The sequence below is a fragment of the Microbacterium sp. 69-10 genome (genome assembly GCF_001897945.1).
GTDB lineage: Bacteria > Actinomycetota > Actinomycetes > Actinomycetales > Microbacteriaceae > Microbacterium.
Genome location: NZ_MKRT01000018.1, coordinates 26,422 through 39,269, shown reverse-complemented (window position 1 = coordinate 39,269; position 12,848 = coordinate 26,422). Strand labels below are relative to the sequence as shown.

Genomic DNA, 12,848 nt, shown 5'->3' with positions numbered 1-12,848 from the left:
AGGGACAGGCTGCGGCTGATCATGGCGAGCACCGGATGCGGTGGCATCCCGGCATCCGTGCGCCACGCGACCGACGCCTCGTCGACCCGCAGACCGCCGTATCCCTCGTCGCGCAGCGTGCCCGCCCCGACCAGCACGACGTCGGCGGGCCGGCGCAGCAGATCGAACAGGCGATGATCCGCGTCGTCGCCGAGTCCGCCGGAGAGTCCGTTCCTGGTCGCCGCACCGTCGATGCTGGAGATGAAGTTGACCCGCAGCCAGGGGCGATCAGCCGGGAACGCGTTGAGGGCGAGCAGTGCCGCGTCGTCGAGGTCGGTGGCGGGCGCAGGCCAGAGAACATCGATGTCAGACATTGTGCGTCGGATGTGTGTTGTGCTCGAGCCGCACCGGCTGACGCCAGCCCAGGATGGCCTCGGTCATGCGCACGGCATCGACGGTCTGCGGGATGTCGTGCATGCGCACGATCCGCGCGCCCTTCAGGATGCACGCGGTCATGGCCGCCAATGATCCGGGCAGCCGCTCGCCCTGCGGCCGGTCGATCGACTCGCCGATGAAGTCCTTGTTCGACACCGCGACCAGCAGCGGCGCCTCGATCGAGGCGATCTCGTCCAGCCGCCGGGTGATCTCCAGGGTGTGCAGCGTGTTCTTGTCGAGGTCGTGACCCGGGTCGATGATCAGTCGCTCGTGCGGCACGCCAGCGGCCTCGGCCCGCGCCATCCGCTCGACCAGGAAGGAGCGCACCTCGCCGACCACGTCGTCGTAGTGCGCGGCGGGCTTCTCGGCGCGCGGCGGACCGACGCTGTGCGTGATCACGACATGCGCCTGACTGCGAGCGACGACGTCGGCCATGCGCGGATCGCCCAGGCCGCTGGTGTCGTTGATCACCGCGGCGCCGGCATCGATCGCGGCGGCGGCCACCTCGGCGTTGTTGGTGTCGACGGAGATGACCAGTTCGGGCCGGGCGGCCGTGATCGCCGCCACGACCGGCGCCACCCGGTCGATCTCCTCCGCGGTCGTCACCACCGGCCCGCGTCCGAACGGCACGCCGCCGATGTCGACCCAGTCCGCGCCCTGGTCGCCAGCGCGCAGCGCGCTCTCCACGGCCCGGTCCAGCGCGAAGGTCGCACCCTTGTCGTAGAACGAGTCGGGAGTCCGGTTGATGACGGCCATCACGGCCACCTGACGGGAGAAGTCGAAGTCGCGGATGCCGATGCGGCGCAGCATCCGGTCGCCGGCCGTGCCGGCTTCCGCTCCGACGGCGGACGCCGCGCTGGCCGCCGTCATCGAGCCGTGCCGATGCTGTCCCGGACCGCGTCGGAGGCGTCCCAGTCGTTGGCGTGCATGGCCGCGCGGACCGTGCCGTCCTTGACCCAGTAGGCGCGGAACGCGCCACCGTTCGCGACGTCGGTGTCGCCCTCGATGTCGACGCGGTCGTACCCCTCCGGGCCGACGCTGCCGAAGTACTCCATGCCCAGATCGTACTGATCGGTGAAGAAGTACGGCAGGTGCGTGTACTGCTCGGATGCTCCGGCCAGGTTGTGCGCGGCGACCTTGCCCTGCTCGATCGCCGTGTCCCAGTGCTCCACGCGGATGCGCCGGCCGAGCACCGGATGCTGCTGCGAGGCGATGTCGCCGACGGCGTAGATGTCCGGGTCGGAGGTGCGCAGCGTCTCGTCGACCAGCACGCCGTGATCGACGTCGAGGCCCGCCTGCTCGGCGAGCTCGGTGTTGGGGACCGCCCCGATTCCGACCACGACGAGGTCGGCCCCCGCCATCGCGGCCTCATCCACGGGAGTGCTCAGGCGCAGATCCACGCCGTGCGCGCGGTGCAGGTCGGCGAACAGCCGCGCGACCTCGGGGCCGAGGACGGCGACCAGCGGCAGGTCGGCGACCTCGTAGATCGTCACCTCGGCGCCCTTCTGGCGTGCGGCGGATGCCACCTCCAGCCCGATCCAGCCGGCACCGACGATGAGCACCTTCGCACCGGGCTTGAGTGCCTCCAGCAGGCGAGCGTTGTCCTCGACGGTGCGCAGGTAGACCGGATCGGACACCTTGTCGGCCGCCGGGAAGTGCCGGGGCGAGGCGCCGGTGGCGAGCAGCAGCCTGTCGTAGGAGTGCACTGTGCTTTCAACACCGGTGCTCTCCCCACCCGCGATCGGCTCGGCGCGCAGCGTGTGCGCCGCCGGGTCGATCGACACCACCTTCACACCGCGCTCGAGCTGAACGTGGTTGTCGGCGTACCAGGCGCTGTCGTGCACCTGCGCCTCCTCGACCTGCTTGCTGCCGAGCAGCACCTCCTTCGACAGCGGCGGACGCTCGTAGGGCAGGTGATCCTCGGCGGAGTAGATCACGACGTCGCCGTCGTAGCCCTTCTCACGCAGTTCCGTTGCTGCGGTGGCGGCGGCAAGGCCTCCCCCGACGATTGCGATGGTCATCTTCTTTCCTTCCCGATGGTGCTGTGTCTGCGTCGCGGATGCTGGCGATCAGCGCGCGCGGTCCGCGGCGAGCGCGAGGAACTCGGAGCGGGAGCGCGGGTCGTCCCGCAGCAGGCCCCGCAGGGCCGAGGTCGACGTCTTCGATCCGGTGGCGCGCGCGCCGCGCAGGGTCATGCAGGTGTGCGTCGCCTCGACGACCACGCCGATGCCGCGGGGCTGGAGCCGTGCGGCCAGGGCGTCGGCGATCTGCACGGTCAGCCGCTCCTGCGTCTGCGGCCGACGCGCGTAGTGATCGACCATCCGCGGGATCTTCGAGAGCCCGACCACGCGGTCGGCGGGCAGGTAGGCGACGTGCGCGACGCCGGTGAACGGCAGCAGATGGTGCTCGCAGATCGAGCGCACGGGGATGTCGCGGATCAGCACGAGCTCGTCGTAGCCCTCGGAGTTCGCGAAGGTGGTTAAGTCGAAGGGCTCCGGCTGCAGCAGCTCCGCGTAGGCCTCGGCGAAGCGGCGCGGCGTGCGCGCCAGATCCAGGGCATCCGCGGCATCCGGATCGATGCCGAGCGCCTTCAGGAACAGCCGGCCGGCCTCCTCTGCGGCATCCAGGTCCACGGGCCGCGACGCGGCCTCGATCCGGACCCGCTGCGGTGCATCCGTCCGCAGCTCCAGCGCATCATCGTCCTGCATCGCCGTCATCGTCATCGCCGACCTCCTGTGCCTCTCCTCCTCCATCAGACACCCGATCGACTTCTAAGTGCAAGTCTTTTCTTTTTTAGAATCGGGAGGGTCAGTGCTCCTCGACCAGTTCGATCCGTCTCTCCATCTCGGCGAGCTCCGAGCGCATCCGCGCGATCGAGGCCGGGGTGAACCGTCGCACCTGCAGCGAGAGCACCACCTCGGCGTCGATCGGATTGATGTCGAATTCCTCGCACAGTGCACGGTTGAGCGCTGCGTCATCGCCCTCGACCGACGCGCACACCTCGAGGACCCTGGACGCCTGCTCGGCGGCCATCAGCGTGATGCCGAGCAGCCACCGGCGGCCCTGCAGGTTCTGCTTCTCCGTCATGACGCCGACCCTAGCCGGAGAGGCGCGCGGCATCCAGGGGTCGGAGTGCGGCGGTACGCTGACAGTCGCCGCCGTGCGCCTGCACGGCGGCTCCCCCGAGCGGATGCCGCCGCCCGAGCACGAAGGACGGATGCCAGGATGACCGCGGAAGCCAGCCCCCGAATCGAGGCGACCCGACGGGCGGGCCGGGCGCGCGTGATCACGCTCGCGCGCATCAAGCTGCCGACGTGGAACGGCGCCCTCTCCGAACTCACCGCCGAGCTGCGTGAGGACGCAGGCCTGAGCGATGGCGCGTTCCGCACCCTGTTCCCCACCGACCGCGACCTGCTGCGAGCCGTGGACGACGAGCTGCTCGAGGAGATCGCTCAGCGGGTCCGCGCGGCTGCGGAGAGGTTCGACCCCGCTCAGCACACGGACGAGGAGCTTCCGCACGCCCTCGCAGTGGCCCTGGCGGACGCCCGTCCTCTGGACTGGAGCTCGCTGAACATCCGCCTGCGGGTGCGGCTGCTCGCGGCGTCGACCGGCGCGCACAGCGAGGAGGTGCTCGCATCGGAGCGCGCGTTCCTCCCGACCATGCTCGAGGCGTTCGAACTGCTGCTCTCGCGCATCCACCACCGGTTCACGTGGTCACCGGCGCTCGGCGTGCGCGTCGTGATCCTCACCTATGAGCGCTCGTTCGAGTCGTGGATCATGTCGGGCCGCAACGAGCAGTCGTTCGCGGAGTCGTCGTACATCAAGCACACGCTGCCCGAGCTGCTCCTGGGCATGAGCGCGCCTACCCGGCAGGGCTGAACGCCGCGGTCAGAGCGCGGGTCGGAAGATCCTCATCGGCCGGATGCTGATGTCCTGCCACACCCCGCCGAGGATGTACGGCTCGGCGTCGTACCAGGCGCGGAATGCCGCCTCGTCGGCGAAAGCGACATGCATGGAAGAGCCGATCATCCGTCCGCCGTCGTCCAGGATGGCTCCGCCGCTGAGCAGCTCACCGCGTTCGGCGAGCTTCTGCGCGCCGGCCAGGTGCTCCTCGCGCACGGCGAGACGACGATCGGGCGCGGCAGCGTCGGTGCCGTCCAACGCGGTGATGAGGTATTCGACTGCTTCACTCATGGGATCAGCGTAAGGCCCACTCAGACAGCGAGCACGCGATATCGCAGGTGCACCTCTGCCGCGTGCGCCTCGGTCTCCAGACGCTCCAGCCGCAGTTGAGACTCGAGGCCCGCGAGGAGCGGGATGCCCTTCCCGAGCACGACAGGCACGACATGCAGCTGGATCTCATCGACAAGACCGAGCGCAAGGCACTGCCGGCCGATCTGTCCTCCAAGAAGGCTCACCCACTTGTCTCCCGCGTCCTGTTGCGCGAGTCGGACGGCCTTTCGGATGTCGTCCACGACGAAGGTGAAGGTGGGCCCGTCCCTCTCGACCGGCTCATGCTCCGTGTGGGTCATGAGGTAGACAGGAACCTGCAATGCGCCGCCGTAGGGAATCTCACCATCCTCGATGGTCTGAGTCTTGTTCGCCCCTCCGACGACGGCGCCGATCTCCTCGCAGACTCGCCGCACGAGTTCACCGTCTTCAGGCGCGGAGGGCAGCCCGAACCCCCAGTCGATCCCGCCGTCCAGGTCCGCCATGAACCCGTCGACCGTCACCGTGGCGTGGATCATCACTCTCGACATGCTTTCGCTCCGCTCGATCGTCATCTAATGGCGAGTCGCTCGACTCACCATTAAGATAACCTGCACTGTCGAGGCAAGTCAAGCGACTCACCTCATGAGATACTCGACATATGACGCGTGGGACATCGGCATACCACCGCCGGATCGCCGCCGAGAACCGAGCGACCATCCTGACGGCCGCCGCAGGAGCCTTCCTGCAATTCGGCTACGACCGCACTTCGCTCGCCCGCATCGCGGCCGACGCCGGCGTGTCCAAGGCGACGCTGTTCAAGCAGTTCCCCACGAAAGCCGAACTGTTCGAGGCGACCGTCCTGGACGTCGGAGGCAGGTTGCCCGGCTCCGAGTTCACCGTCCCATCCGACGTCGATCTCCGCACCGGCCTCCAGGTCGTCGGAGACGCGTACGTCGCCCTCCTGGATCGCCCCGGCATGGCAGAACTGCTACGCATCGTGATCGCAGAGTCCCCGCAGTTCCCTGAACTGCGGGAGCGCACCTTCGACTTCGGATCGCTTCCCGTGCTCACTGCGCTGAACCGCCTTCTTGAGGGAACCTGGTACGCGGACGGCGCGGATGCACCGCCTCGCGACGTCATCGCGGCCCAGTTCCTCGGCATGATCGCGACCGTGGTCTTCTGGCCGAGGCTGCTGCACGGCGGATGGGAGCTCAGCGCAGACGAGAAGCGCGAGGTCGTCGCTCATGCCGTGCAGACGATCGTCGCGCGGTGCGAAGCCGCGCAGGCGTGACCGTACTCATCAGCCGCCTGGCCGGCTAGGCAGCTGCGACGCGCACACGCACCAGGAAGTCGTCCACGTTGGGCAGGTGCTCGCGCACGCTGCGCTCCGCAGCATCCGCGGCATCCGGATGCCCGGACTCGACCCGCACCACGGCGTCTCCCTGCAGTCGGTGGCCCACCCAGCGCAGGCGGAGGCGCTCGACGTCGATCAGGCCGTCGACGTGCTCCAGCGCGTGCTGCGCGCGGTCGACGAGCTCGGGCTCGACGCCGTCGAGCAGACGCCGGCCGACGCTGCGGACCGTGCCGATCAGCAGCACGAAGATCGCCGCCGAGATGATCAGGCCGATGATCGGATCGGCCAGGGGGAAGCCGAGCAGCACGCCGATCCCGCCGATCACGACGGCCAGCGAGGTGAAGCCGTCGGTGCGGGCGTGCACGCCGTCGGCGACGAGCGCGGCGGATCCGATGCGACGTGCGGGGCGGGGTGCCGGTCTTCAGCTGATCGGTCGGCCGCCACAACTCCGGAGATCCGGAGGCGAAACGCCCTCGCAGAGCCCTGAACGGGTTCAGCGAGGGCGTTACTCCGGAGTTGTGTCGGACGCAGGGCCGGCGCCGCCGCCGTCTCGGTCAGCCGACGACAGGCGGTGCGTGCGTGGCCGACGCATCCAGTCCTCGGCGCACCAGTTCAGCCTTCGCCCGGTCGAGGCCGCCGTGCTCGAGGCCCGCCAGCTCGGAGCGACCGGCCCACACGACGCGCCCTCGACGGCGCACAGTCACCTCGAGCGTGCCGGCCAGGTGCTCGAGTGCACCCGCCGTGTTGCGTCCCTGGGAGGGCAGCGGCACGGGCAGGATATGGGATGCTGCGCGCGGTGCCGTGCCCGCGACGTCGATCGTCCACTCGAGACCCCGGCAATGGAGCATCCATCGTTCATCGTCGACGACCGCATGCACCGGGCTGATCCCCGGATTCCTAGTCGGATGACGCGACCTCCGGGCAGCCGCACGACCAGGCCCGTCACCTCGGCGTAGATCTGGGCGTCCTGCAGTTCCCAGGTCTCGTCGTCCACCGTCGCGGTGCCGTTCGCCCGCCCGCCGAGCAGCCAGGGGTGCCAGTACTGGTTCAGCGCCGGCACGGACTGGAACACGCGCGACCCGCCGAACGCACGATGCGGCCAGGGCAGCGGATCGCCGATCGTCACATCCAGCCGCGCGTCAGGTCCGAGGTCGACGCGCAGCCACCGATCGTCGCCGTGGAAGGCGTCGCCGGCGTGTGCGCCGATTCCGTCGCGATCAGCGGATGCCCTGGGATGCGCGTCCACGCGCAGGAATGCAGCCGGGCGCGCGGCGAAGCCGAGTGTCGCCCAGAGCCCGTGCGGACCGCGGTTGACGCCGTTCAGGGCGATGATCACCCGGCCGGTCGCGGGCTCGGTGATGCGCCAGAAATAGCCCTCCATCGCGACGCCGGGATGCGCGGGCAGCGGGCTCTGGAACGGTAGATCCGCCCCGGTCGATCGATACCACGTGCGCAGGCCCATGAGGGTGGTCCAGCACTGCGGGTTCCGGAGGGGAAGGCTCAGCCGCGCTCCCACGGCAGCTCGACCAGCGGCAGGATGTAGATCCGGCCGAGGACGGCCACCGGATGCTTCGCCATGAACGCTGCGGCCTCGTCGATCGAGTCGGCGGTGACGAGGTCGTAGCCAGCGAACCACTCCTTGAACTCCGGGAACGGGCCGTCGGTGATGAGGGTCCGGCCGTCGCGGACGGCGACGGACTTCGCCTGCTCGGGGCCCGCGACCGGTCCGCCCATCTCGAGGCGGCCGGCAGTCTTGCCCTCGGTCGCCCAGCGCTCGAGGATCGCCTGGTCCTCCTCCTGCGGCAGTTCGGTTCCGGTCGCGTCGGACATGTGGATGACGAGGTACGTGCTGCTCATGATCGTGCTCCGTTCGATGTGACGAGTTGGTTGCGTCGGCGGATGAGGTGTGCGGTCTCGGCAGAGTTCTCAGCGAGCTCGATCGCACGGTCGTAGGCGATCCGCGCATCGGCTGACCGGCCGACCGCACGCAGCAGCTCCGCCCGGGTGACGTGGAAGGCGTGCAGTCCGTCGAGCCTGTCGGCGAGCCGGTCGACGATCGCGAGCGCGACGTCCGGCGAGTCGAGCTCGGAGATGGCGATCGCCTTGTTCAGGGTGACGATCGGGTTCGGCTCGATCTGCTCGAGGCGGGAGTAGAGGGTCACGATGCGTGCCCAGTCGGTGTCGCGCGGGTGCGGGGCTGTGTCATGGACGGCGTTGATCGCCGCGAGCAGCACGTACCGGCCCGGTCGGGCAGCCGTCCTCTCGGCCTTCTCGATCAGGTGGAGGCCTTCGGAGATCAGCGCCCGATCCCAGGAACCACGATCCTGCTCGTCCAGGCGGACGAGCTCACCATCGGCTGAGACGCGTGCAGCGGACCGGGCTTCGGTGAGCAGCATCAGCGCGAGCAGCCCCTCGGCCTCCGCATCCTGGGGCAGAAGCGCGCAGGTGAGGCGGGTGAGGCGGATCGCCTCCGCTGTGAGGTCGCGCCGGATCGGTGGCGTGTCGGGTCCGGAGGCGAAGTACCCTTCGTTGAAGACGAGGTACAGCACAGCGAGGACGCCGTCGATGCGGTGCGGGAGGTCCTCGGCCCCGGGGATGGTGAACGGGATGCCGGCGGACTTGATCTTCGCCTTCGCCCGGCTGATTCGCTGCCCCATGGTCGCGTCCTGCACGAGGAAGGCACGGGCGATCTCGGTGACAGTGAGCCCGCCGACCATCCTCAGCGTCAGAGCCACTCGAGCGTCCAGCGCCAGGGCAGGGTGACAGCAGATGAACAGCAGACGCAGCCGGTCGTCCTCGATGATGCCGATCGGTCGGGACGGTTCCGGATCGTGCAGCGCGATCGCCTCCCGATGCTTGTCCTCCCGATGCGCCTCGCGCCGCAGTCGGTCGATCGCCCTGCGGTTCGCGGTGGTGGTGACCCACCCGGCCGGGTTCGGCGGGATGCCGTGGTCCGGCCAGCGCTCGACGGCGGCCGCGAACGCGTCCGCGGCCATCTCCTCGGCCAGATCGAGGTCACCGAACCGTCGTGTGAGGCCGGCCACGATACGCGCCCACTCTTCGCGATGCACCTGGGTGAGCGCCGCCATGGCGTCAGGGGCTCCGCCGCGCGGCAGCATCACGAGGCGAAGCGGAACGGTCGGTGCTTCGCCATGCTGGTATCTCCTTCGAAGGCCGGGGGTGCGTGCTGCGCTCCTTCGTCTGTACCACGCCGCTCCGCATCGCGCTCGGCGATCACGCGGCGCCGTTCAGCCCTCATCTGGTTCTGGTCCGTCTCGATACGGTGAATGAGGATCGCACCCATCGGGTCCATGTACATGCGGGAAAGTCCCTTCGGATTGGACCGGATCCGCAGCGTCCGGCTATCAAGACCACGAACAGACACCCACGGTTTCGACATCGCGCGGCGGATCCTGTCCGATCTCGCAGTGATCGCTTCCGCCCGTCGTGGCCCCGCCGCCGCAGCGTCGGCACCGTCAGAAAGGTCGTTCCCGCCCCGGTGTCGGAATCACGGAACCGGTCCCGTGACCAGGTCGGCCACGTCGCTCAGCACGGCATCACGTGAGCGCCCGTATTTGGTGAGCACGTCCTCGGGGGAACTGATGAGGGCCTTCCACAGCGCCCAGGCGCCACCTCGCAACCACGCATCCTCGGGCAGCTCCAGCCGCTCGCGCAGCAGATCGCGCTCGCGGGAACTGCAGCTCAACCAGGCGAAGGCCAGGTCGCAGGCGGGATCGCCGACGCAGGTCTGCCCGAAGTCGATCAGGGCCACCAACCGGCCGCCGCTGTCGAACAGCATGTTGCCGGGCGCGACATCGCCGTGGACCCACACCGGCGGCCCGGTCCAGACGGTGGTCACGGCCGCATCCCAGAGTGCCCGGCATCTGTCGGCCTGGGATTTGTCCAGCAAGGAGAGCCGGTCCGGTATCTCCACGCCGACCGCGCTGATGTGACAGCCCCGATAGGCGGATGCGCTCCCCGCCCATGGGCCTCCGGCCGTGTCGCAGGCCTGCAGCTGCCTCAGGGCGTCGCCCACGCCGCCGATGGCGCCCTCTCGCCGGCGCGCGTCGACCTCGGTCAGTGTGTGTCCCTCGATCCACTCGCGAACGGACCAAGGGCGATCGAATGCCGCGGAGGGGGCACCCGTCGCCACGACCCGCGGGATCGCGACGGGAAGGGTGGAGCCGAGGATGGCGAGCGTCTGCTCCTCCCGGACCAGGCCGGCGACGTAGCCGTCAGCACTCGGGAGACGGACCGCCATCCGGTCACCCAGCTGGAAAGTGCGGTTGTCCCACCCCTGCACCTGCACCGGGCGGATCGGGAGCTCTGACCACTGAGGGAACTGCTCCGAGACGAGCGAGCGGACCAACGAAGAAGTGATCTCCTCGGGAGCGGCAGCCATCGCGCCAGCCTAGTCGGCGACCGGCGAGCGCTCGGAGACCCCCGCTCCGATTTCCGTGACCAAACCGTTGCATTCGTTACCTCGCCGTTATACACTCATCGCACGGTGAATGTTTGCTGTGGCATGAACCGCATGTGATTGCAGGACACTCTTGGTGCAAGGGACAAGGGCCGGTCGGAAGCCTCTCCGACCGGCCCTTACTTTGTTCGCCGCGGCACGACGTCGGCCGCTGACACTACGCTGTTGACATGACTGACCGCCAGCTCGCCCTGCAGGCCTGGGAGAGCCTGTTCCGGGCACAGCACGAGCTCTTCGGCGAGATGACCGAGGACTTCGACGGCGCCCCGATCACGCAGGCCGAATACGACGTCCTGCTCACCGTGGTGCGCTCCTGCGAGATGACCGCACGCCTGCGCGACATCACCGCGAACTCGCTGATCAGCCAGCCCAGCGTCTCGCGGCTGATCGACCGGATGGTCTCACGCGAGCTGGTCACCAAGGCATCCGATCCGGAAGACGGCCGCGGCGCCGTCGTGACGGCGACGGATGCCGGCGCACGAGCCTTCCGCGCCCTCGCAGCCTCGCACGGCCGATCCATCGCGGAGCGGATGGCGAAGCTCGACGACGATGAGCTGAGCACCCTGCTCGCCCTGACCGAGAAGCTGCGCGGGCGGTAGCCCTTCGTCTCGCTTCGCTCGCTCAGGGACCGGAGGAGCGCGCCTTCTCCCCGTCTTCTGGCAGGGTGGAGACTGAATCACACCTTCTGAGGGGAAAGGGCACTTCTATGGAGATCGCCGGAATCATCGGCATCCTGGTCATCGTCGGCGCAGCCGTCGTGGCCGTGATCGTCATCGGACTCATCCTGCTGCTGTTCGCACGCAGCTGGATCAAGGTCGCGCGCGCCGACGAGGCGCTGGTGATCTCGGGCCGCAAGCAGAAGGTGCAGCGCGCTGTTCTCAACGCCGACGGCAGCACGAGCTCCGAGATGGCGGAGTCGCCCGTCACGGTCATCGTCAACGGCAAGTCGCTGGTCAACCCGATCACGCAGCGCCACGAGATCATCTCGCTGCGCTCCCGCCAGGTGCTGCTGAACGCCGAGGCCCAGTCGCTGGACAGTGTGACCCTCAATGTCGACGGCGTCGCGATCGTGAAGATCGGCTCCGACCCCCTCTACGTGCGTCGTGCGGCCGAGCGCTTCGCCTCGCAGGACAAGGCCATCGAGCAGTTCACCACCGAGCAGCTCGAAGGCGCCCTGCGCGGCATCGTCGCCACCCTGTCCGTCGTGGAGCTGATGCGCGAGCGGAAGAAGTTCTCCGATCAGATCGCCGCGGACGTCTCCAGCGAGCTGGCCGACCAGGGTCTGATCCTCGACTCCTTCCAGATCAAGGGCATCACCGACAAGGTCGGCTACATCCAGTCGCTGGGCGCACCCGAGATCCAGGCGAAGCGCCAGGCTGCGGAGATCTCACAGACCAACGCCGACCGCGCGATCAACCAGAAGAACATCGCCAACCAGGAAGCGAACCTGATCGAGCAGACCGCGCTCGACACCAACACCGCAAACGCCAACGCCGGCATCGGCCGCGCCCGCGCCGAGGCCGAGCAGGCCGAGCAGCTCGCCCGCGCCCAGGCCGAGCAGGCCGTTCTGCAGCAGCAGGCCGAGAACAAGCAGGCCCAGCTGGATGCCGATGTGAAGCGCGTCGCCGACGCCCAGCGGTACGAGGCGGAGACCCGGGCTCAGGCCGACCTGTTCACCCGCGAGAAGTCGGCCGAGGCGGCCGCCATCGAGCAGGTCAAGCAGGCCGAGGCCCGCACCCGGATCGCCGAGCAGCAGGCCCAGGCCGACAAGGCCCGCGCCGCCGGTGAGGCCGCCGCCGCCGAGGCGAAGGCGACCGGTGAGGCCAACGCGCTGCGCGCCCAGGCCGAGGCTGAGGCCGAGGCACGCCGCCTGCGCGCCAACGCCGAGGCCGAGGCCATCCGTGCCGAGGGTGAGGCTCGCGCAGCCGCCGTCGAGGCCGAGGCCAAGGCCATCGCCTCGAACCAGGAGGCGTTCCTGTCGCAGCGCGTGCTCGAGGTGCTGCCGTCGATCATGGCGGAGTTCGCCAAGGGATACGCGGCCATCGGCAACGTGTCCATCATCGGCGGCTCCGGCGAGGACGGCGCGTCCAGCGTCATCGGCGGCGACAACGCCAAGGCGATGCGCGCCGTGTTCGACAGCGTCGGCGCCGCCACCGGCCTCGACCTCGCGGCGATCATCCAGGGTCAGGCCGTCGGTCGCGGCATCGGCGCGGGCGTCGCCCAGGCCGCGGATGCCGCACCCGCAGCATCCGCGACGAAGACCGCAGCAGCGCCGAAGACCGCCGCGCCCAAGGCCGCCCCCGCGGCCGAACCCGCCGCGGAGTGATCCACGTCTGAGATGGGGCCGTCCTCCGGGGCGGCCCCATCTTCGTGCGCGCACGTGTCCGG

The 12,848-nt window shown here is 69.2% G+C and carries 17 protein-coding genes and 1 pseudogene; 5 read left to right on the top strand and 13 right to left on the bottom strand.

Annotation, left to right across the window (positions count from 1 at the left end):
• The 5 genes from BGN97_RS07030 to BGN97_RS07010 form a co-directional block, all read right to left on the bottom strand.
• Positions 1–353, bottom strand: a 353-nt coding sequence (locus BGN97_RS07030) for a dihydrofolate reductase family protein (protein ID WP_292699330.1), incomplete at its 3' end; no start/stop codon positions are given.
• Entirely contained in the window at positions 346–1,224 is an 879-nt protein-coding gene (gene folP / locus BGN97_RS07025; RefSeq protein ID WP_292699599.1) for a dihydropteroate synthase, read from the bottom strand. The genes BGN97_RS07030 and folP, both read right to left, overlap by 8 nt.
• 56 nt (positions 1,225–1,280) lie before the next feature.
• Positions 1,281–2,435: an FAD-dependent oxidoreductase gene (locus BGN97_RS07020; RefSeq protein WP_292699327.1), complete on the bottom strand. Its 1,155-nt coding sequence runs from the start codon at positions 2,433–2,435 to the stop codon at positions 1,281–1,283.
• A 48-nt stretch (positions 2,436–2,483) separates the two neighbouring features.
• Positions 2,484–3,137: a GTP cyclohydrolase I FolE gene (folE, locus tag BGN97_RS07015; protein WP_292699324.1), complete on the bottom strand. Its 654-nt coding sequence runs from the start codon at positions 3,135–3,137 to the stop codon at positions 2,484–2,486.
• Between the two features lie 85 nt (positions 3,138–3,222).
• The gene (locus tag BGN97_RS07010; RefSeq protein WP_292699321.1) at positions 3,223–3,501 is read right to left on the bottom strand and encodes a hypothetical protein; all 279 of its coding nucleotides are present in this window, start codon (positions 3,499–3,501) and stop codon (positions 3,223–3,225) included.
• Here BGN97_RS07010 and BGN97_RS07005 point away from each other — a divergent pair.
• On the top strand, positions 3,500–3,643 hold the full coding sequence (locus tag BGN97_RS07005) for a hypothetical protein (RefSeq protein WP_292699319.1): 144 nt from the start codon (positions 3,500–3,502) through the stop codon (positions 3,641–3,643). The two genes, BGN97_RS07010 and BGN97_RS07005, sit on opposite strands and share 2 nt — an antisense overlap.
• The gene (locus BGN97_RS07000) at positions 3,640–4,293 is read left to right on the top strand and encodes a hypothetical protein (RefSeq protein WP_292699317.1); all 654 of its coding nucleotides are present in this window, start codon (positions 3,640–3,642) and stop codon (positions 4,291–4,293) included. Before BGN97_RS07005 ends, BGN97_RS07000 begins: the two co-directional genes overlap by 4 nt.
• A gap of 9 nt (positions 4,294–4,302) precedes the next feature.
• On the opposite strand, the gene BGN97_RS06995 is transcribed toward BGN97_RS07000, so the two are convergent.
• Entirely contained in the window at positions 4,303–4,608 is a 306-nt protein-coding gene (locus BGN97_RS06995) for a YciI family protein (RefSeq protein ID WP_292699314.1), read from the bottom strand.
• 20 nt (positions 4,609–4,628) lie between these two features.
• Entirely contained in the window at positions 4,629–5,174 is a 546-nt protein-coding gene (locus tag BGN97_RS06990; RefSeq protein WP_292699313.1) for a dihydrofolate reductase family protein, read from the bottom strand.
• A gap of 110 nt (positions 5,175–5,284) precedes the next feature.
• Here BGN97_RS06990 and BGN97_RS06985 point away from each other — a divergent pair, with 110 nt between their 5' ends.
• Positions 5,285–5,917, top strand: coding sequence for a TetR/AcrR family transcriptional regulator (locus BGN97_RS06985; RefSeq protein ID WP_292699311.1), 633 nt, complete (start codon positions 5,285–5,287; stop codon positions 5,915–5,917).
• 25 nt (positions 5,918–5,942) lie between these two features.
• On the opposite strand, the pseudogene BGN97_RS06980 reads toward BGN97_RS06985, so the two are convergent.
• The 6 genes and pseudogenes from BGN97_RS06980 to BGN97_RS06955 all read right to left on the bottom strand — a co-directional run.
• Positions 5,943–6,380, bottom strand: a pseudogene (locus BGN97_RS06980) (cation diffusion facilitator family transporter); the annotation flags it as partial.
• Positions 6,381–6,680: 300 nt separating this feature from the next.
• Entirely contained in the window at positions 6,681–7,442 is a 762-nt protein-coding gene (locus tag BGN97_RS06975) for a hypothetical protein (protein WP_292699308.1), read from the bottom strand.
• 38 nt (positions 7,443–7,480) lie between these two features.
• Positions 7,481–7,837 (bottom strand): YciI family protein, encoded by a 357-nt coding sequence (locus tag BGN97_RS06970; protein WP_292699306.1) that lies wholly within the window; start codon positions 7,835–7,837, stop codon positions 7,481–7,483.
• Positions 7,834–9,099, bottom strand: coding sequence for a DUF6596 domain-containing protein (locus BGN97_RS06965; RefSeq protein WP_292699598.1), 1,266 nt, complete (start codon positions 9,097–9,099; stop codon positions 7,834–7,836). Before BGN97_RS06965 ends, BGN97_RS06970 begins: the two co-directional genes overlap by 4 nt.
• Positions 9,099–9,380, bottom strand: coding sequence for a hypothetical protein (locus BGN97_RS06960; protein WP_292699303.1), 282 nt, complete (start codon positions 9,378–9,380; stop codon positions 9,099–9,101). The genes BGN97_RS06965 and BGN97_RS06960 overlap by 1 nt, the downstream gene beginning before the upstream one ends.
• A gap of 108 nt (positions 9,381–9,488) precedes the next feature.
• The gene (locus BGN97_RS06955) at positions 9,489–10,382 is read right to left on the bottom strand and encodes an aminoglycoside phosphotransferase family protein (RefSeq protein WP_292699301.1); all 894 of its coding nucleotides are present in this window, start codon (positions 10,380–10,382) and stop codon (positions 9,489–9,491) included.
• A 248-nt stretch (positions 10,383–10,630) separates the two neighbouring features.
• Here BGN97_RS06955 and BGN97_RS06950 point away from each other — a divergent pair, with 248 nt between their 5' ends.
• Together BGN97_RS06950 and BGN97_RS06945 are read left to right on the top strand one after the other, a co-directional pair.
• A complete protein-coding gene (locus BGN97_RS06950) occupies positions 10,631–11,059 on the top strand; it encodes a MarR family transcriptional regulator (RefSeq protein ID WP_292699299.1) in 429 nt (142 codons plus the stop codon).
• Between the two features lie 107 nt (positions 11,060–11,166).
• Positions 11,167–12,786 (top strand): SPFH domain-containing protein, encoded by a 1,620-nt coding sequence (locus tag BGN97_RS06945; RefSeq protein ID WP_292699296.1) that lies wholly within the window; start codon positions 11,167–11,169, stop codon positions 12,784–12,786.
• The last annotated feature ends 62 nt before the right edge of the window (positions 12,787–12,848 follow it).